Origin of the sequence: Acinetobacter sp. YH01010 (assembly GCF_013420775.1) — a bacterium.
GTDB classification, from domain to species: domain Bacteria; phylum Pseudomonadota; class Gammaproteobacteria; order Pseudomonadales; family Moraxellaceae; genus Acinetobacter; species Acinetobacter amyesii.
Window position 1 is genome coordinate 1 of the sequence record NZ_VOYF01000020.1, and the last position, 18,250, is coordinate 18,250.

Genomic DNA, 18,250 nt, shown 5'->3' on the forward strand with positions numbered 1-18,250 from the left:
TTCAGAAAGTTTCAGAAAGAAAATTAGAGAAAGTAATACGAAAGCAAACATTCCTCGAAGATCAAATGCCAAATCTAGCAATGATGATATGGACTGGTATATGTATAAAATCAGACATTTAGTTGAACATGCATTTTGTAGATTAAAACAATTTAGAGGAATTGCCACAAGATACGATAAGCTAAAACGTAACTATCAAAGCGCTGTTGCTTTAGCTTGTATATTTATATGGTTGCCTCTTTAGCTCAATTTATCGGCTGTAAATGTCAACACACCCTAGTTAAGTCATAAAAAAAGCCTCTTATCGAGGCTTTTTTTATTGTCTTACTTGCTCAACCGACGCTGACGATACACACCCAAACCTATCAATGCCAACAGTCCAAATACTCCCATAGAGCCACCACCGCTAGAAGAAGCGTTGGTATTCTTCGCAGTATTCTTAAGGGTCAGAGTTGCATTGCTTGATGCAATGCCATCACTATCGACAACGCTATATTCAACAGGATAGTCGAATTGACTAAAGCCATTTTTTACAGAGAAGGTGATTTTGCCACCGTAGCAAGTTTCCTTTAAATAACTTGCGGGACAACTACCACTATACTCGGCTTCAAAGTTCAAACCTGCTGGGATTTTTGTAAAACGAATTGGAATAATTTGGCCTTCTTCATTTTGATGCCACACCGATTTACCCGCTGGCATTGATGCAACTGGACCATCACCATCATCATTAGCATTTTCTAATAAATTATTGACGGTAACTGACAAATTATTTGAAGGACTAATCGTATATTGCGCAGCTTTGGCCACTGGGGTCATATTTTTAAATGCCACACGTACTACACCAGAGGATTCCGCCTGACTCCCTGTCTTTTGTTTTAGCGTATATTTACAAAAACCGTATTCGGTAGGCGCTGTTGTTGCCCCACTGGTGCGATATATAACGATTTGTTTTATTCCAGCATCCCAATCACAGTGCAGGTCATGTGGTGGATTACCCACAATACTTGCTTCGCCTGTACTAGACACCGTAATTTCACTACCAATGCCGATTGGTGAAGTCGTCACGGTATAGTTGTCAGCATTTAAGGCAATTTGTCGTGTTTCAGCACTTCCGTTCACAGACTCTTCTTGAGGTAATGATGCTGGGAATGGATCAAAATAAACCGCACGATATTTGAGGTTATTTTTTAATGCACTGAATGCCGCTTCGTATTTTGTTAAATCATCCTGATTGGCAACTTTGTATTCTGCATAATCTGGATCGTCGATATCCTTTTTCAAAGCATCAATTGTATTTTGATACTTATCTTGCAGAGCTGTTAAAGACTCATTGGTAATATCTGCCATATCTGCTGCGGTTAAATTCATTAACTCAACCGAACCAATATCACATGTGTTTCTTTGCGTAGGTGATAACTGTAAAGTACCATCTGTGATCCGCAAAATGCCCCGTTGATCCGCATCACTACAGCCGTCTAAGCCCAGATTGATCAAGTCAAAACCACTGCCGATTGCTTTCGGGTAATACAAAGGTAAATACAAATTATAAGCAGATTTTGTTTGTAGGGCGCTTAATAAAGTCCCCATAGCATAACTACTTACATCATGGTTTTGCAGAAAGCTTTCCGTACTATTCAGCACACTTTCTGGTAAATCACACTGTGCGGCTGCCAGTTCAAATGCATTATTACTTGCCACAAATTTTTGACCATTATCAGGTACTGCATTATTCAGATAACGACAAGATTTTCCACCAGTATTGTAGGCCAATACATTGAAATACCAAGCCTTTGTACCATTATTATCATAATAATAGGTACTAGCCGCATTGTTCTCGACTATTGTATTACTGGTTAAAACGAAGCTAGAAAAAGCACTTAAACGATCCGTTCCCTGAGAAATGGCACGGATAATACTACCCGTACTTGGATTTGCTTGGTTTTTTGCAATCGTATTTGCTGTCAGTTCAACCTTGGCATTTCCACAGAAGTCCATCACACTATTGCTCGTCGATGAACCATTTTGAATAATACTGCTTTGCTGGAACACAATTTCAGGCTGGGTATCCCCCAAGTTCCCGATACAATCCATAGCGACAACACTACCTTTAGGTGCGATGTTGCCCTGAACTAAACTGCTCACCAATAATGTTTTTTTCGACATATTATGCGCAACGGAGTAGATCGCACCGCCAGCAACTTTGGCCTGAGAGTTTTCTATTGCACCATTATTTAAGGTAAATGCTCCCCCTAAATACAAGGCACCACCACGGTCTTCTGCCATCCCGCCAGTAAGGCGTACATTATTGACGATAAAGTTGGCTTCTGAGCGTGAAGTATTAAAAATACGCGATTTGCCTTGGGCATTAATCGTCGTTCTAATATCCTCATAGGCAGGAAATTTCTGCGTCAGTAAATTTTTTGAATCATAGTTAAAGCGAATTTTCCCCTCAATCACGATCTGATTGAGCGGAACTAACTCACCTTTAGTCAGAAGATATTCACCTGCTTCAAGTTGAATATAATCGGTCTGCCCATTATTTGGATTACCGACATTACATCCACCAAAAGATTTGTTTTTACGTGCAGTTTCAATCGCTTCACGTAAAGAACATTGATTGAGATTTTCACCATTTTCATCATCAAAGGTCGTAACTTTGATGATGTTACTTGTCGCTGCCATAGATGACATAGCCGCAAGGACCATGACCGCCAGCAATCCTTTTTTATAATTTTTCATGTGCTGTCCTTAATTCTATCCAGACTATTTTTTAAAGCGACGAAATCCAACTAAGCCAAGCAGCGCAAAAATACTCGCCCAGCCTAGAGCACCACCCGAAGTTTTAACGGTTTTACTTTCCATTTCATTGTTTGGTTCTTGGAAAATACGCACTTCTGCAGCTAAATAATTTTTTGCCGAAGTATTAAAACGGGTTGACGACGTCACCACACGCAATTCAAAAATATCTGCGCCATGCCAATTTCCATTTGGCGTGTATTCAAAATCACCATTCAAATTCAGTGTAAATTTACCTTTAGATTCGGTGCTTTGTACAATTATTGGGCAACCATCTTGCCATGGCTCACCCGTTGGATTTGCCATACCCATCACTTTTGAACATTCTTCTTTTGGAATTAAATCACTGTCACCTAATGCATCTAAAATATTAAACTTGGCTACTTCACCTGTACGAATGTCTTTACCTAATCGAGGCATGCTCACAGGAACCACAATTTCTATAGCCCCACGATCACACCAAACATCATCCAAATTACGATTTTTTCCACGCTGATCAGAAGACTCGCAATACACATGATGCTCATTGCCATCTGCTGTGGTCTTCCCCTTATTTAATATCGGGCTTGAGAAAATCGTTTCGTAATCTAATAAAATACGAGGACGTAAATAACCAATAAATGCGTTATTTGCTGTGGTAAATGGACAGAAAAGTGCATTACGATCTTCTGTTAAGGTTTTACAGCTACCTTCATCTTCACCCGCAATTAAACTCGTCCCAGACCATACATCATTTAAATTTGCAGCAGGCCCAACAGGACAACTCGCAGCCACTAAGTTGTTATAAAAAACAGATTGGTCTGTTCCTGAGTTCACGACTTTACAATCTTGAGCGGTACCACTGAGCGCATTACCAATCACCACACTATTGGCTAAATAAGCATGCTCAGAGGTACTATTTAGTTCGATACCGCCACTGTTCTTCAGTACTGTAATATTATTGAGTGCTAAACCATCACGTAAGTTGACAGCAAAACCTTTGTTTTTGAAAAAGGTGCTATTGGCAATGATATTTTGAGGGTTACTGAACACCAACTTACTGATGTCTGCGAGCCCATTTTGATTGTAAACAATCGCTCGACCAGAAGTGCTTTCATTATTTTTGAACAAAGATGTATAGATTTCATAAGCCGGTGCTTCTGAGTAAATTGCACCCCCATCTACCGCTTTGTTGTTTTGAAAAATCGTGGTTCGTATATATAGACGGCTTGCTACAGCTGCGCCATCTTCTGAAAATCCTACATTGTAGATTGCACCACCAAGTCGTGCATAGCCATCTTCAAACTTTACATTTTCAAGTGTAAGTTTTTCATTATTAAAAATGATGCCGCCTTTATCAGCACATTGATCTTGCTTACATCCTTTAAATGAAATTTCTTTAAAATTGATAGCAAATAGTTCTTTTTCGCCATCATTAATATTAAAAATTTGATCCTTACCCGTCATTTCAATGACGGCATTATTAAGACCGAGTACGACATCTTCATTGACGTTACTGTCATACGCCGTTTTCAGATTCAGTTCTGCTTTAATATCAATTTTTTTAGTGAGTTTATAAACTTCATTTTTTTTCAGAGAAATTGAGGCATAGGCGTCTTTACCCCCGCAACCATTATATCCGGCTTCTGGCATACCATTATTGATATATTCTATGGCTTCACGAAGTGAACATTCCTTGTCATCCTTTACAACATCTTCAGTGGTTGTAACGATAATTTCTGCGCTAAATGCATGACCTGCCATGAGAAGCATGCCAATGCCTATGCTCTGTTTGAGCATATCCATCTCCTTAAATATTTTTTATCTTTTTATTCTTAAGTTGCACAATCCTTGCAACATTAAAATATTTTTATGTACTTTGTCACAGCTTGAGTAATTACTCAAGAATTTTTATTGCTTACCGATATTCATCAATTAGGGCAAAAATCTGTCTTAAATTGGCATGACTCAATTTGACTTTTTCACCTTTTAACATCTGAATCAGTTGTTCTAAAGAGCGAAGTAAAATAGACGCCTGATGCGGCCCATGTGCCAACAAATAATCCACAATTTGTTGATCCATATGGATGCCACGTCGCGCTAAAACAGAGTTCACGAGCGCTTGACGGTCTGCGTATAAGCTACCATTCGGCACTTTCACACTAACTGCTTGAGTTAATCGGGACTGTAAGTCTGGCAGTTCAAGTTTGAGTTCAATTGGTGCCAGTCGAGATGAAAAGACCAATTGACCACCTTCTTCGTTATTATAGTTAATCAGGTGAAAAACGGCTTTTTGCCAATGTGGAACTCCACTGATGGCTTCAATATCATCTAAAGCCACCAAGTCATAGCGATCTAGCGAAGTAATCGCTTCAGTGGGCGCATCGAGCAATTCAAGCAATGAAACTTGAATTGCTGATTTGCCGATTTCTAAATATGAATCACATATTGCAGAGAGTAAATGGCTTTTTCCTGTGCCAGCTCCGCCATAGATATAGAAACGATTCATTAATCCTGCATGTAATTGACGTACACCATCGATTACATGTCCCCAACTCGGCCCAGAAAAATCACTAATTCGGGCATCGAGCTGAGGTTCTATATCTAACTGCAATTGACGCATATCTATATTTTGGCCTTATCAATCTTTATGTTCTGATCGTTCAATGTTACTCGAAATTTCAGGATCTTGCAGCGAATTTGCAGACTGATTTTTGAGCTCGATATCGACAGCAATTTGATCGGTTTCTACGCTTAATGTGCCAATTTCAGCATCATTCACCACGAGTACATCATTTCGGTATAAATTACTTTTCTCATAATTTTCACGCGCATGACGTAATAACACCACAATAATCGCTGCGACTGGTAATGCAATGAGCATTCCGAGCAGTCCTGCCAATTGTGCGCCTGCAAGTACTGCAAAAACCACGGCTACTGGAGACAAACCAATTTTGTCACCCAGTAAGAACGGCTGTAGGATATAGCCTTCTATCGCCTGTCCCACCATGAAGACAACTAAAACTAAGGCTAAATGCACCCAATCCAAACCGAATTGGAACAAGCAAGCCACAATTGCCGAAATAATACCAACCGCAAAACCCAAATACGGAATAATACTGGCTAGACCCGCAATCATCCCAATGATGATACCAACCTCAATACCGACTAATTGAAGTCCAACCGCATATACAACGCCCAATAAGAACATCACCAAGAACTGGCCTTTTACAAATGCGCCAAGAACTTCATGACATTCGCCTACGATGGTTAATGTGCTTTTTTCGTATTTGCGTGGAATAAGACGACGCATGTTTTCTAACATACGTTCCCAGTCTAATAGGAAATAGAAAGCTATGATTGGAATTAAGACAATCGTGCCACCAATCTGTATGAAATTCAGACCCGATTGTGCCACTTTTAACAACATGGCTTGGATACTGTCTGCACTATAGTTGGTTTGAATATACTCCATGATCGCTGCTGACATTTGCTCTGTATCAATTTCCATCGGTACAAGATTAAATGTCTCTGATAACCACGGCAGGAATGTATAGTTGACCCAATGAATATTGCTTGGAATATTGTTTTTCGCATACATCAACTGTTCCCATACCAGTGGTACGAGGAACCACATTGCAAGGAATATAGCGACACCAATTCCAATAAAGACCAAACTGATAGATAACCAGCGCGGCAAGCCAATATTATGTAATTTATCGACTAAAGGGCTAAATAAATATGCAATTAGAAATGCGCCGATAAAAGGAACAACTACAGGCTTTAATAAGTATAAAACCCATATGATCAATGCTATCCCAGCAAGAATAAATATTCGGCGCAAGGTGCGATCACCCATATAAAGTCACCTTTTTTCAATGTAATCGTTATAGAAAGGAAAATATTTTAATAAAGATAACATTTTAGTGCGAAATAGCATAAGAGTTTTGCATATTCAGGTTATAATCCCCGCGCGAATGCGGAGACTTCATTATGAGCAACTCAACTTCTACCCCAAACACTGGTTTAAGCTACAAAGATGCAGGTGTCGACATTGAAGCGGGCGACGCGTTAGTCGATCGTATCAAATCTGTCGCGAAACGTACTGCACGTCCTGAAGTGATGGGCGGCCTAGGCGGCTTCGGCGCTCTTTGTAAAATTCCTAAAGGTTATGAAGAACCTGTTCTCGTATCTGGCACAGATGGTGTTGGTACAAAATTACGTTTAGCATTGAATTTGAACCGTCATGACACAATTGGTCAAGACTTGGTTGCAATGTGCGTAAACGATCTTCTTGTATGTGGTGCTGAACCACTGTTCTTCCTTGACTACTATGCAACTGGCCACCTCAACGTTGACGTTGCAGCAAATGTTGTGACTGGTATCGGTGCGGGTTGTGAACTTGCAGGTTGTGCATTGGTTGGCGGTGAAACTGCTGAAATGCCAGGTATGTATGAAGGCGAAGACTATGACCTTGCAGGTTTCTGCGTAGGTGTCGTTGAGCAAAGTAAAATTATTGATGGCTCTAAAGTTAAAGCGGGTGACGTTTTAGTTGGTGTTGCATCTTCTGGCGCACACTCAAACGGTTACTCACTTCTTCGTAAAATTTTAGATGTGAAAAACGTTGACCTTACTCAAATCGTTGATGGTCGTCCACTTGCAGATACAGCAATGGAACCAACTCGTATTTATGTAAAACCAATTCTTCAGTTATTGAAAGAAGTTGATGTACACGCAATGGCACACATCACTGGTGGTGGTTTACCGGGTAACTTACCTCGCGTACTGCCAAATGGTGCTCAAGCGGTAGTAAATGAAGCATCTTGGGAATGGCCAGAATTGTTCAAACTACTTCAAAAAGAAGGTGCTGTTGAACAATTTGAAATGTACCGCACATTTAACTGTGGGGTGGGTATGGTTCTCGTAGTTGATGCAGCAGATGCTGACAAAACTGTTGAATTACTCAACAGCCTTGGCGAAAAAGCATTCACAATGGGTCACATTGCAGACAATGCTGAATCTGTTGAAGGCGCTGACGAAAAAATCCGTGTAGTTTTCGCATAAGCAACGTTCATGATTAAAATTGCTGTACTTGTTTCAGGCAGCGGATCTAACCTGCAAGCCCTGATCGATGCCAATCTATCAGGTCAAATCGTTGGGGTAATTTCCAATAAACCTGATGCTTTTGCACTGCAACGTGCAGAAAAAGCAAAGATTGCAACTGCAGTCATTGAACACAAACAATATCCAAGTCGTGAAGCTTTTGATGATGTGATGCATCAACAACTGCTCGACTGGGATGTTGACTTGGTGATTTTGGCAGGCTTTATGCGCATTTTAAGCCCAAAATTTGTCAAAGCATGGGAAGGGAAAATGATTAACATCCACCCTTCTTTGTTACCAAATTATAAAGGCATGCATACTCATCAACGTGTGTTAAACACTGGTGATGTCTTCCATGGCTGTACAGTTCATTACGTGACTGCAGAGCTAGATGCCGGCCAAGCGCTTGCTCAAGGTGTGCTTAAAGTCAATGTGCATGATCATGCTGAAAGTCTGGCAGATCGGGTTCACGTGCTTGAGCATGTGATTTATCCTCAAGTCGCAGAATGGATCTGTAATGGTACGATCCAACATACTGCTGATGGGGTGTTATATCGCAATCAACCGATGCAAGCACCTGTTCAATTCTGCAAGTTTTAAAATCAGTTTTTATCTATTTTAAAAAGAAATAAAAAACGCATCCTCGGATGCGTTTTTTTATTTGAGTACATTCAATCATTCATGTTTGGCATGAACCGCTAACATTTGTTTGATTAACTCAACCGTTTCTACTGGTTTTTCTAAGGGAAACATATGACTGCCGCTAACCACTTTAAATGGAATCGCAAATTTTTTCTCGACCATTTGGGGAAAGTGACGTGCCAAAAATGGCCCCTGCTCTGCAATTAACTGCTGTACAGGTACTTGCGGTTGAGCATGAGGTAACCACCACAGTGAAGGATTGGTTCGAAAAATATGAACCTCATCATCACGTGAAATCGTCAACTCCACCCCACCACGCAGTTTATCGTCCATCAAGGCATAATCAATATAAGCTTGATAACAGTCTGGATCGAAATCTTTATAAAAACCTTTCGGCCTTAAAAGCTCTGCTGCTTGTTCACGACTGTCCCAATGATCACGACGACGCTTCGACAACCCAGCAGGCGACATTTTATCGACGACTTTGAGTTTGAGGAGTTTGGCGATGTGCAAAGCAAAAGACTCTTTCCCCATGATCATAGGCGGATCAATCATTAACACTTGTTCAAACAATTCTGGGCGTTGTAAAGCAGCCTGAAATGTTAAAACCGAACCTAATGAGTGACCTAATCCAATGACCTTACGACCATTGGCCTGACGTACAATACTGTCAATGACTTGCTGTGTTAAGCTTTTCCAATGGTTATCGATTGGGTAACGCTTATCTGGCCCAAGTAACGGCACATAGATCACATCATATTCATCACTCAATAAATCAAATAATTTTTGATAAACCTGTGATGGCACGCCATTGGCGTGCGCAAAATGAATTAACGGTTTCATTGTAACTTCGTGCTGTTTTCAGATTGAACCTGTTGTGACAATGCGCTTGCCAAACCGTGACCAAACGAACTTCCCATACGACCTAATACAGAATCAAATGGACTATTTTCAATGGTGTAGTTCACAGCTTTTTCAGTTTTCAACTCACGTTTCAGGCTATTTAAACTACCTGTACGGTCAGCAATACCCAGCTTCACAGCCTGATCACCTGTCCAAAATAAACCTGAGAAAATAGCCGGATCATTCGATTTTAATTTCTTACCGCGACCTTCTTTCACGGCATTAATAAAATGCGCATGAACGTTATCGAGTACACCTTGAACATGTGCTTTTTGTGCAGCATCGACAGGTTGAGTCATGGATAAAATCGCTTTGTTCTCACCCGAAGTCATGGTGCGATCTTCTACACCAAACTTTTGCATCAAACCACTAACGCCATAGTTCGGCATGATCACGCCAATTGAACCCACTAAACTTGAAGGATTGACAATAATTTCATCTGCGGCAGAAGCAATATAGTACGCACCTGAAGCGCCTGTATCACCAATAATGGCATACAGTTTTTTATCGGTATGGGCTTTTTTCAAGTACTGAATTTCTTGCCAGATTTCATCAGACTGAACAGGTGAACCACCCGGTGAATTAATATTTAAAACAACCGCTTTGCTTTGTTTATTTTCATAAGCTTTTTTCAAAGCTTTGATGGTATTTGCGCTGTTTACACTTTGCTTGTCCGCTGCAATGGTCCCAATGATATCAACCACGGCAATATGTGAACCCGCTGTTGCTGCAGGATCTGATGATGACATGCTGCAACTTTTCGCCATCGCAATGATAATAAATAGCAAATAAGCAAAGGTTAAAAATTTAAAAAATATACCCCATCTACGTGCTCTACGTTGTTCCTCAACGGAAGAAAGCACGGCTTTTTCTAATATTTTCCATTCATTTCCAGTTGGCTGCTGGATATTGTTTGAAGAACTTTGCTGTTTTTCTTCAGGTTTTGGTGGCCATTCGGACATAAAAAAACCCATTTGATCGTTAATTTGTAGTCATTATATACACGCTAATCGCTATAACTGTCTAATCAATTCATTTTCCCCTATAATTATTTTAAATTTTCTTTCATTTCTTTCAGACTTAAATAAGATGACCGACCAAAATTCACAGGACACCACATATCACCTGTTAAAATTTATCAGCCGTCAACCTATTCAAATTTCTAGATTAATTGCAAAAGGTTTGGCTGGGTTAGTCAATGTTTTAAAAATCTCTAAAACCTACTCTACGATTCAACGCAATCTTAAAATTGCATTGCCTGAATTATCAGAGTCAGCTCGCATTCAACTCACTAAACAAGCGATTCGAAACGAACTTTGTTCTTATTTTGAATTTTTTAACATTTGGGGTGCAAGTACAGAAAAAAATATTCAACGAATTCATCACGTACATGGCGCTGAATATTTACATGAAGCGCTCGCCCTACAAAAAGGCGTTGTACTCGTGGTACCACATTTTGGTACTTGGGAAATCATGAATGCATGGGTTGCGCAGTACACTCAAATGACCATCATGTACAAGCCGGTAAAAAGTGAATCTGCCAACAATTTTGTCCGTGCTGCTCGAAGCCGTGAGCAAGCAATATTGGTTCCTACGGATGAATCAGGTGTACGTCAAATTTTCAAAGCCTTAAAACAAGGTGGGACGACGGTGATTTTGCCAGACCATACCCCCAATGCCGGCGGTGAAATGATTCCATACTTTGGTATTCCACTAAAAACCAGCAACTTAAGTGCAAAACTAATTCAAAAAACCAAAGCACGTGCGCTCTTACTGTACGCCATTCGTAATGATAATCATGGTTTTGATATGCATATCGAACCTATCGATGACAATATTTATCAAGGCAATGCAGATGATGGCTCAATGGTTATTTTTAAAGCAGTGGAAGATTTAATTCATCGTTATCCAGAACATTATCACTGGAGCTATAAACGCTTTAAAGCCAATCCAAAATTGAGAAATCTATACAATATTAGTGATGAGGAAGCCGCTCAACGCATTCGTGATATTCGTGAGGAATATCAAAGACAGCAAAAAATTAAAAATGTGACAGAATGACATTTTCAAGCAATACACTTGAAGCAGTTTTCTATTCAGATTCTTTAGATAGCCTGCGATATAGATCGAGCCATTTATACTTTGTACGCTCTTCAATTAGTTCAATTTGTTGTTTATTTTGCTTGAAATGAATACTTCCACTTTGTGCAGTTTGCAAGAGTGGAATGTCTAATTGTTTGAGACGTGTTTGGGTCATCTTTGCAGGATGTCCATAACGATTAAAGCGACCTGCGGAAGCAATCGCCAACTTGGGCTTAAAATGGTTTAAAAACGCATAGGATGAACTGTGCCGACTACCATGGTGTCCAAGCACCAAGACATCGACTTTTAGGTCTGGATAATCACTTAACATTTGATATTCCGTCTCCCAACCCGCATCCCCCATCAATAGAAAATGTCGTGGGCCATTGACGCCTTTGACCGTGACATATAGAACACAAGAACGTTCATTGGCATTCCATTGAGCATTTGTCAGATCTTCAGGCTTTGGCGAGAGTATTTCAAAATATACTTGCTGATCCCAATTCCACTGCTGACCACGCTGACATAAGCGCTGTGGAGCTTGGTTTATGGTTTGTACCCGCTCATTACTTGAAAGCTGTCCAATATCAAGCTGTTGCTCCAATGAGAAAAAGCCACCACTATGGTCTTGATCTAAATGAGTCAATAACACCCGATCTAGTCGATGGACACCTTGCACACTCAAAAATGGCCGGATGATATTTTGCCCAACACTAAATTTATTTTCATCATAGTTTCCACCGAAGTCCACCATCATATGATGATCTACAGATCGGATGTAGATCGCCTGCCCTTGCCCCACATCTAAAATTGAAAGCTGAAAATTTGCTGAATTTCTCCATGGGATAAACAGAGCAAAAAAGGCAATGACCGCCCAATATTTTGGCAAGATTCCTTCAGGTAAAAATAAGATTACTATAACGAGTATCAACAGTACGATCTGAGTTGACGTCAATGCGACATCTTGCATTTGTGGTGCAAAGAGTCGATCTAAGCCATAGAGAAATACATGCAACACTTCTAAACACAGATCATTGAATAAAAAGACCAAATGCGCCAAAGGTGTAGAAATATAAGAAAGTGCCCCTCCGATGATATCTAAAGGAACCACCACAGCCCCTAACCACGGGATGGCGAATAAATTACTTAATGGGCTAATCCAAGTCACTTGCTTGAAAAAAATCACCATCAATGGAAATAAGGCGACAAAGATTTTCCATTGTGATTCCACCATCAACCACATTGAATGCTTTAACTTTTGCCAAAAACTGACTTCCGCTTGAGCCAGTAAATGCATCCTTAAGGTTTGATATATCCGCAGTAAAATAAAGCATGCGCCATAAGACAACCAAAATGCCGCGGATAAAATACTAAAGGGATCCACGAGCAATAAAATTGCGGCACTAAAAACCAGCAGTTGAAAAGGCTGAATGGTTTGCCGTAACAAAAGCATGCTACTTGCGACAAGGCAGATCGTCAGCGTTCTTAGTGCTGGTATTTCAAAACCGGTAAATGCACAATATAAAAGGACACAGAAGATAAAGGGCACGACCAATACATATTGTTTAGGCCATTTGAGATAAATTTTGGGACAATATTTACGGATACCCAACTGCATCGCCCAACAGAGCATGCTGGCAAAAACCAGTACATGCGGACCAGAGATCGCTAGTAAATGACTCATGCCAAAGCGTTGAAATAATTCACTGGTGCCTTCAGTGAGTAAACTTTTATCACCAGTAAGCAGTGCTAGCAGCAAGCCATGATTTCGTAGTGGTTGTTGATATATAAACGCTCTTAAATATAAACGCTGCTGTTCGACTTTTATTTTGAACTGATGCAACACACCTTGATGTCGTTGATACTGATGACCATAGCCCATTGCAGTCATATGTTGGGATGGTATCAATTCGACTGACTTCACCTTTAAACTGGCATGTATATTTTGCTGTATGCTCCACCGTTCTTGATCAAATGCACCTTCGGTCACATAACTCTGTGTAGGCCGTAACTCACCATACATGCGATAGTATTGCCCGGGAACTAGCTGGATCGTCTGGTCATTATTTTGCAAAATCGAATTGGGTAAATACGCCATAAAATATTGAATCTGCTGATTCACATTTAGCACTTCGACTTTTTGATGTATCGCTTGGTCTTTGAGTTGGCTAATTTGTGGGATATACACAATAAACTCGCCTTGTCTGCTCTGATGCTCAACCAATGCCAAACGCTGATCGAGTTGAGTATTGGCGAAACTAAAACCGAGAATTGAACCTATGCAAAGATTTGTACTGAGCTGTAAGATTTTCGAAAAGATACTTTTTAGTTTTGGTGAAATGTAGAGCTGTAGCACTAGCCAAATCAGGACAATAAAAAGCAACTGAGCTGTCGAGAGTTGTGGATTCCAAAACATGAAACCCATAAAAGAAATACCTAAAATCCAGCCAATACAAAAACTTTGTAACATGAGTCGTCATTATTTTTATTATGTGCTGGCAATAATAAAGCCCACCGAGGTGAGCTTCAATCAAACAATCTTAATCCACTAATTTTTTACAAAATCAATTTAGCGCTTAGTCATCTACCCATAAACCATCTTGCATATGCAAAATCGCATCAGCAGATTGAGCTAAATATTCATCATGGGTCACAATTAGCATTGCCATGTTAAATTCTTTACGTAACTCAGACAGCAACTCAAAAATCTTCACCGCGGTTTTGCGGTCTAAGTTCCCTGTTGGCTCATCAGCCATCATCAACTTAGGTTTTGCTACCAATGCACGAGCCAAAGCCACACGTTGACGTTCACCGCCTGAAAGCTCACCGGGTTTGTGCGTCATGCGGTGGGAAAGTCCAACGCGTTCCAAAAGATATTCAGCTTGCTGCTTCACTTCTTTGAAGTTACTCGACTTCCGTAACATTAATGGCATCGCCACATTTTCAAACGCGGTAAATTCAGGCAACAAGTGATGGAATTGATACACAAAACCTAAATGCTCATTGCGGATATAACCACGCTCTGCTTCACCTAAAGTGTCAAAGCGTTGACCATTAATCAACACTTGACCCGATGTTGGACGATCCAAGCCACCCAATACATGCAATAACGTACTTTTACCAGAGCCACTTGAACCAACAATAGAAACAAACTCACCTGCTTTGACTTGTAATGAAAGTCCGCGAATTACATCGACTGTAGACTTACCATCAGTAAAAGATTTGGTAATGTTTTGGGCATCTAAAACTAAATTACTCATAGCGTAGAGCCTCTGCAGGTTGAACTTTAGCTGCACGTAAAGCCGGATAAATGGTCGCGATAAAGCTCAGGCCCAATGATAAGGACACAATCACCACAACATCTTGCCATCTTAAATAAGACGGTAAATAGTTGATGAAGTAAGCATCAAACATATTTAAGCCTAATGTTGTATTCAACCAACCGACTAAATTACTAATACTAGATGCAGCGATAATCCCTAAAATCGCCCCTGACACCGTACCAATCACCCCAATCACTGTACCTTGCACCATGAAGATCCGTGTGATTGTAGCCGGTGAAGCGCCTAGTGTACGCAAAATGGCAATATCGGATTTTTTATCAGTGACCACCATCACCAATGAAGACACGATATTAAATGCTGCAACCAATACAATCAGGAACAGCAATAAACTTACCATTGCCTTTTCCATTTGAATCGCACTAAATAGGTTGCCGTGTGTATATGTCCAGTCAGAAGCATAGAAGTTTGCAGGTAAATCACGCACAATTTCTTGAGACACTTGTGGCGCTGCAAAAATATCATCCAACTTCATACGGATGCCTTGAGCACCATCTGGCAGTCTTAATAAAGTCGCTGCATCGTTCAGAGCCACATAGCCCATCATCGAATCAACTTCTGCACCAATACTGAAAATACCCACAATTTTAAATCGTTTAAAACGCGGAACGACCCCAGCCGGAGAAGGTGTTGCTTCAGGAAGCACCAAGGTCACACTGTCATTCAAACCTAAACCCAAGGCATCTGTCATTTGCTTGCCAAGGACAATACCAAATTCACCTTTTTTCAGGTTATCGATACTGCCTTCCACCATATGGTCTTGGATAATTGATACCTTTTTTTCATACTGCGGTTCAATCCCACTGACCATAATGCCAGACACTTGACCTTGTGCCGTCAACATTCCCTGTAATTGGGTGAATGGTGCGACCCCTTGAACATGCTCATGCTGCTCAATTTTTTTTGCAAGTTCAGGCCAATTTGTTAAAATTTGTGTTGAAGAAACAGTGGCTTGAGGTATCATTCCCAAGACACGAGTTTTCAGCTCACGATCGAAACCATTCATCACAGATAAAACTGTAATAAGGACTGCCACACCAAGCGTGAGGCCGATCATGGATACCAGAGCAATAAAAGAAATAAAGTGGTTACTGCGCCGAGCGCGAGTGTATCTCAACCCTATATACAGCGAGATTGGTTTAAACATAACCATCTAGTCCGAGGTAATATATATTATGGAAAACTTACAGCATCAAAGCGTTCAAACTGAACGCCGTGTAATGTCGCGTATCGATGCTGCTTTGCGCATCAACTATCAGATTATCTCTGATGATGTTGCACTGAATGATCCTTACGATCCTAATTTTGTATTGCCGCGCTATTTTCTACTACTTGCTGAATTAGATCAATTTGATCATGCACTCAACTACGAATTAGAACAATTAGCTGAGAAAGATCAACAAATTGCTCGAATCTTATCCTTATTTAACCAAAAGTTAAACCTTATTACGGGTTCTTTATACGACGCAATTGTACAAAGCATGTTACCAGTGCCTGAGCATGTGAATTTTTCAGAGACTGGTTTGAGCTTTTTTAGCGAACGCGCGATTAAAGAAGGTACTTATATCCATGTGACCTTAAGCCACCCTGAAAATTTCTTCCATATTGCGGCAACTGCGCAAGTGGTTTATAGCCGTGAAGAAGAAAGCAACTTATACCGTACGGGTGCCTATTTTATCACACTGCTCCCTCAAGACCGCGTCAAACTTGCAGAGTGTATCGCACTGACCCAAAACAAAGAGTGATTTTTAATCAATGTTTTAATTTGTGGGCGAGCTGTCTGTTCGCCCGAAAATCTTTATAAAAATAAACAAACAAGCCTGATAATAGAATCACAGCACCAAGTAAAACCATCAATGATAATTTTTCATCATTTAACAGTGCCCCGAATAACATCGCGAGCATCGGTGTGAGGACTGTTGTTAAAGATAAAGTTGTCGCCTTAATGTTTTGTACCAGTTTGAAATAACAAAACATCGCAATCAATGAAGCCATAATCACTGCATAAAATAAGCCAATGAGTGCTTTGGTCGAAGGCATCTGTGTAGGTGCATACTGCCAAATAAAAGGTAGCATTGCAGCAGAAAATAGTGCTGAGATAAGAATCGAACCCGTGGCTTGAGACATGGGCTGCAATGGCGCATTGACTTTTTTCACCCAAAAAATCGACATACAGTAGACGAATACGCTCATTAACATTAAGACGATGCCAACAGGCTGTACGTGCTGATCACTGCCGCCCAAGCAAATAATGGCTAAACCACAGACGGCAATCAACATCCCAATCCATTGCAAGCGATGCAGATAGGTATGAAAGAAGAAACGACCAATCAGACCCGTCATAATTGGCGCTAAACCAAACATCAGGGCAATAATACCTGAGCTGAGATAGGCCGTTGCCATATAGGTAAAAATTTGAGAACCAATAAAACTAAATGCCCCCGCCAAATAACTGTGCAGCGAGGTTTTATCCATCGGCAGTTTATGTTTAAAAATAAACAATAATGCGACAGCCAAGGGTAATGCGATAAAAAAGCGTAATGTCAGTGCCCAAAACGCATTGATATCACTGACACTCCAAACGATGGCAAGTGGTGTGGTCGACCAAATAAATACCAACAACGCATAGGTCGTCGCTAGATTTGTTTTAGATGGCATGGTTTTACTTCTGCGCCGTTTTACGTTTTTGCTTTTGAATGGTTTGATCTAAGCTACTAGAAAATTCGCGCTTATCTCGTTCTGAAATCGGTGCTGGACCACCAGTTTGCACACCTGCGCCCCGTAATGTATCCATAAAGTCGCGTAAATGTAGACGAGCTTTGACATTTGCTGTGGTATAAATCTCACCGCGTGGATGTATCGCTATACCGCCCCGCTCAATCACTTCAGCAGCAAGCGGAATATCCTGTGTCATCACGATGTCGTGCTCTTTCATGCGCTGAATAATTTCTTTATCCGCTGCATCTGCCCCGCTCATGACTTGAATTGAGTTAATCCGCACCGAAGGCGTTATCCCAACATTTTGATTGGCGACAAAAGTGACTTCTAACTGGTAACGATCAGAAGCACGAATAATTACATCACGTAAAATGCGTGGTAACGCATCTGCATCCACCCATAATTTAAATGGCAGCACTGATTTTCCATTCACTTTTAAACATGGCCCATAGTAACAAATCTACATGACAATTTGGGGATCTGCATCCGCTGAATGGATCTACATTTCTCTAATCATGAGAATCGAAAAGCTGCAAAATGAGCCAAAGTTGAGCCTATTTTCCAATGCTTTAACATTTAAATCCTACTGAAAACATTTTTTATGCATGATTTCATGATAAATATGACGTCGGTGACTTGAAAATTTCAAATAACCCTCGATTTATTAATTATGAAACCAACCCAAT

16 protein-coding genes are annotated in these 18,250 nt (G+C 40.4%); 5 read left to right on the plus strand and 11 right to left on the minus strand.

What is annotated here, in order from left to right:
- Positions 1 to 244, plus strand: a 244-nt coding sequence (locus FTT77_RS14660; protein WP_180109475.1) for a transposase, incomplete at its 5' end; no start/stop codon positions are given.
- An 80-nt stretch (positions 245 to 324) separates the two neighbouring features.
- Here the strand turns inward: FTT77_RS14660 and FTT77_RS14665 are convergent.
- The 4 genes from FTT77_RS14665 to cxpE form a co-directional block, all read right to left on the minus strand.
- A complete protein-coding gene (locus tag FTT77_RS14665; protein ID WP_180109476.1) occupies positions 325 to 2,739 on the minus strand; it encodes a CSLREA domain-containing protein in 2,415 nt (804 codons plus the stop codon).
- 24 nt (positions 2,740 to 2,763) lie between these two features.
- Positions 2,764 to 4,575 carry a rhombotarget A gene (gene rbtA / locus FTT77_RS14670; RefSeq protein ID WP_180109477.1) on the minus strand — a complete coding sequence of 604 codons (1,812 nt, stop codon included), beginning with the start codon at positions 4,573 to 4,575 and terminating at the stop codon, positions 2,764 to 2,766.
- Positions 4,576 to 4,693: 118 nt separating this feature from the next.
- Positions 4,694 to 5,398, minus strand: coding sequence for a DnaA regulatory inactivator Hda (gene hda, locus FTT77_RS14675; RefSeq protein ID WP_078190380.1), 705 nt, complete (start codon positions 5,396 to 5,398; stop codon positions 4,694 to 4,696).
- A gap of 18 nt (positions 5,399 to 5,416) precedes the next feature.
- Positions 5,417 to 6,634, minus strand: a complete 1,218-nt coding sequence (gene cxpE, locus FTT77_RS14680) for a chloramphenicol efflux transporter CxpE (RefSeq protein WP_180040181.1) — start codon at positions 6,632 to 6,634, stop codon at positions 5,417 to 5,419.
- Between the two features lie 134 nt (positions 6,635 to 6,768).
- On the opposite strand from cxpE, the gene purM reads away from it, so the two are divergent.
- Positions 6,769 to 7,839: a phosphoribosylformylglycinamidine cyclo-ligase gene (purM, locus tag FTT77_RS14685; protein WP_180065015.1), complete on the plus strand. Its 1,071-nt coding sequence runs from the start codon at positions 6,769 to 6,771 to the stop codon at positions 7,837 to 7,839.
- A 9-nt stretch (positions 7,840 to 7,848) separates the two neighbouring features.
- A complete protein-coding gene (gene purN, locus FTT77_RS14690) occupies positions 7,849 to 8,478 on the plus strand; it encodes a phosphoribosylglycinamide formyltransferase (protein WP_180021923.1) in 630 nt (209 codons plus the stop codon).
- 75 nt (positions 8,479 to 8,553) lie between these two features.
- On the opposite strand, the gene FTT77_RS14695 is transcribed toward purN, so the two are convergent.
- Entirely contained in the window at positions 8,554 to 9,363 is an 810-nt protein-coding gene (locus tag FTT77_RS14695) for an alpha/beta fold hydrolase (protein WP_180109478.1), read from the minus strand.
- On the minus strand, positions 9,360 to 10,385 hold the full coding sequence (sppA, locus tag FTT77_RS14700; RefSeq protein WP_180109479.1) for a signal peptide peptidase SppA: 1,026 nt from the start codon (positions 10,383 to 10,385) through the stop codon (positions 9,360 to 9,362). Before sppA ends, FTT77_RS14695 begins: the two co-directional genes overlap by 4 nt.
- Before the next feature lie 127 nt (positions 10,386 to 10,512).
- Here sppA and FTT77_RS14705 point away from each other — a divergent pair, with 127 nt between their 5' ends.
- On the plus strand, positions 10,513 to 11,484 hold the full coding sequence (locus FTT77_RS14705) for a lysophospholipid acyltransferase family protein (protein ID WP_180008950.1): 972 nt from the start codon (positions 10,513 to 10,515) through the stop codon (positions 11,482 to 11,484).
- 31 nt (positions 11,485 to 11,515) lie between these two features.
- Here FTT77_RS14705 and FTT77_RS14710 read toward each other — a convergent pair whose 3' ends face one another.
- From FTT77_RS14710 to FTT77_RS14720, 3 genes are all read right to left on the minus strand, one after another.
- A complete protein-coding gene (locus FTT77_RS14710; protein ID WP_180109480.1) occupies positions 11,516 to 13,975 on the minus strand; it encodes a DNA internalization-related competence protein ComEC/Rec2 in 2,460 nt (819 codons plus the stop codon).
- 106 nt (positions 13,976 to 14,081) lie between these two features.
- Complete coding sequence (lolD, locus tag FTT77_RS14715; RefSeq protein WP_111883937.1) at positions 14,082 to 14,765, minus strand: lipoprotein-releasing ABC transporter ATP-binding protein LolD; 684 nt, start codon at positions 14,763 to 14,765, stop codon at positions 14,082 to 14,084.
- Positions 14,758 to 15,993: a lipoprotein-releasing ABC transporter permease subunit gene (locus tag FTT77_RS14720; RefSeq protein ID WP_180023318.1), complete on the minus strand. Its 1,236-nt coding sequence runs from the start codon at positions 15,991 to 15,993 to the stop codon at positions 14,758 to 14,760. The genes lolD and FTT77_RS14720 overlap by 8 nt, the downstream gene beginning before the upstream one ends.
- A gap of 28 nt (positions 15,994 to 16,021) precedes the next feature.
- Here FTT77_RS14720 and FTT77_RS14725 point away from each other — a divergent pair, with 28 nt between their 5' ends.
- A complete protein-coding gene (locus FTT77_RS14725; RefSeq protein ID WP_078192054.1) occupies positions 16,022 to 16,591 on the plus strand; it encodes a PilZ domain-containing protein in 570 nt (189 codons plus the stop codon).
- 7 nt (positions 16,592 to 16,598) lie between these two features.
- Here FTT77_RS14725 and FTT77_RS14730 read toward each other — a convergent pair whose 3' ends face one another.
- Together FTT77_RS14730 and FTT77_RS14735 are read right to left on the minus strand one after the other, a co-directional pair.
- Positions 16,599 to 17,504: a DMT family transporter gene (locus FTT77_RS14730; RefSeq protein ID WP_180109481.1), complete on the minus strand. Its 906-nt coding sequence runs from the start codon at positions 17,502 to 17,504 to the stop codon at positions 16,599 to 16,601.
- Between the two features lie 4 nt (positions 17,505 to 17,508).
- Positions 17,509 to 17,997 (minus strand): YaiI/YqxD family protein, encoded by a 489-nt coding sequence (locus tag FTT77_RS14735; protein ID WP_372491130.1) that lies wholly within the window; start codon positions 17,995 to 17,997, stop codon positions 17,509 to 17,511.
- Positions 17,998 to 18,250: the final 253 nt, after the last annotated feature.

Bases quoted from the DNA above. Each gene is read 5' to 3' on its own strand.
- FTT77_RS14730 (WP_180109481.1), bottom strand. From the start codon at position 17,504: ATGCCATCTAAAACAAATCTAGCGACGACCTATGCGTTGTTGGTATTT.
- FTT77_RS14705 (WP_180008950.1), top strand. From the start codon at position 10,513: ATGACCGACCAAAATTCACAGGACACCACATATCACCTGTTAAAATTT.
- rbtA (WP_180109477.1), bottom strand. From the start codon at position 4,575: ATGCTCAAACAGAGCATAGGCATTGGCATGCTTCTCATGGCAGGTCAT.
- FTT77_RS14720 (WP_180023318.1), bottom strand. From the start codon at position 15,993: ATGTTTAAACCAATCTCGCTGTATATAGGGTTGAGATACACTCGCGCT.
- FTT77_RS14695 (WP_180109478.1), bottom strand. From the start codon at position 9,363: ATGAAACCGTTAATTCATTTTGCGCACGCCAATGGCGTGCCATCACAG.
- purN (WP_180021923.1), top strand. From the start codon at position 7,849: ATGATTAAAATTGCTGTACTTGTTTCAGGCAGCGGATCTAACCTGCAA.
- purM (WP_180065015.1), top strand. From the start codon at position 6,769: ATGAGCAACTCAACTTCTACCCCAAACACTGGTTTAAGCTACAAAGAT.
- FTT77_RS14725 (WP_078192054.1), top strand. From the start codon at position 16,022: ATGGAAAACTTACAGCATCAAAGCGTTCAAACTGAACGCCGTGTAATG.
- sppA (WP_180109479.1), bottom strand. From the start codon at position 10,385: ATGTCCGAATGGCCACCAAAACCTGAAGAAAAACAGCAAAGTTCTTCA.
- cxpE (WP_180040181.1), bottom strand. From the start codon at position 6,634: ATGGGTGATCGCACCTTGCGCCGAATATTTATTCTTGCTGGGATAGCA.
- hda (WP_078190380.1), bottom strand. From the start codon at position 5,398: ATGCGTCAATTGCAGTTAGATATAGAACCTCAGCTCGATGCCCGAATT.
- lolD (WP_111883937.1), bottom strand. From the start codon at position 14,765: ATGAGTAATTTAGTTTTAGATGCCCAAAACATTACCAAATCTTTTACT.
- FTT77_RS14710 (WP_180109480.1), bottom strand. From the start codon at position 13,975: ATGTTACAAAGTTTTTGTATTGGCTGGATTTTAGGTATTTCTTTTATG.
- FTT77_RS14665 (WP_180109476.1), bottom strand. From the start codon at position 2,739: ATGAAAAATTATAAAAAAGGATTGCTGGCGGTCATGGTCCTTGCGGCT.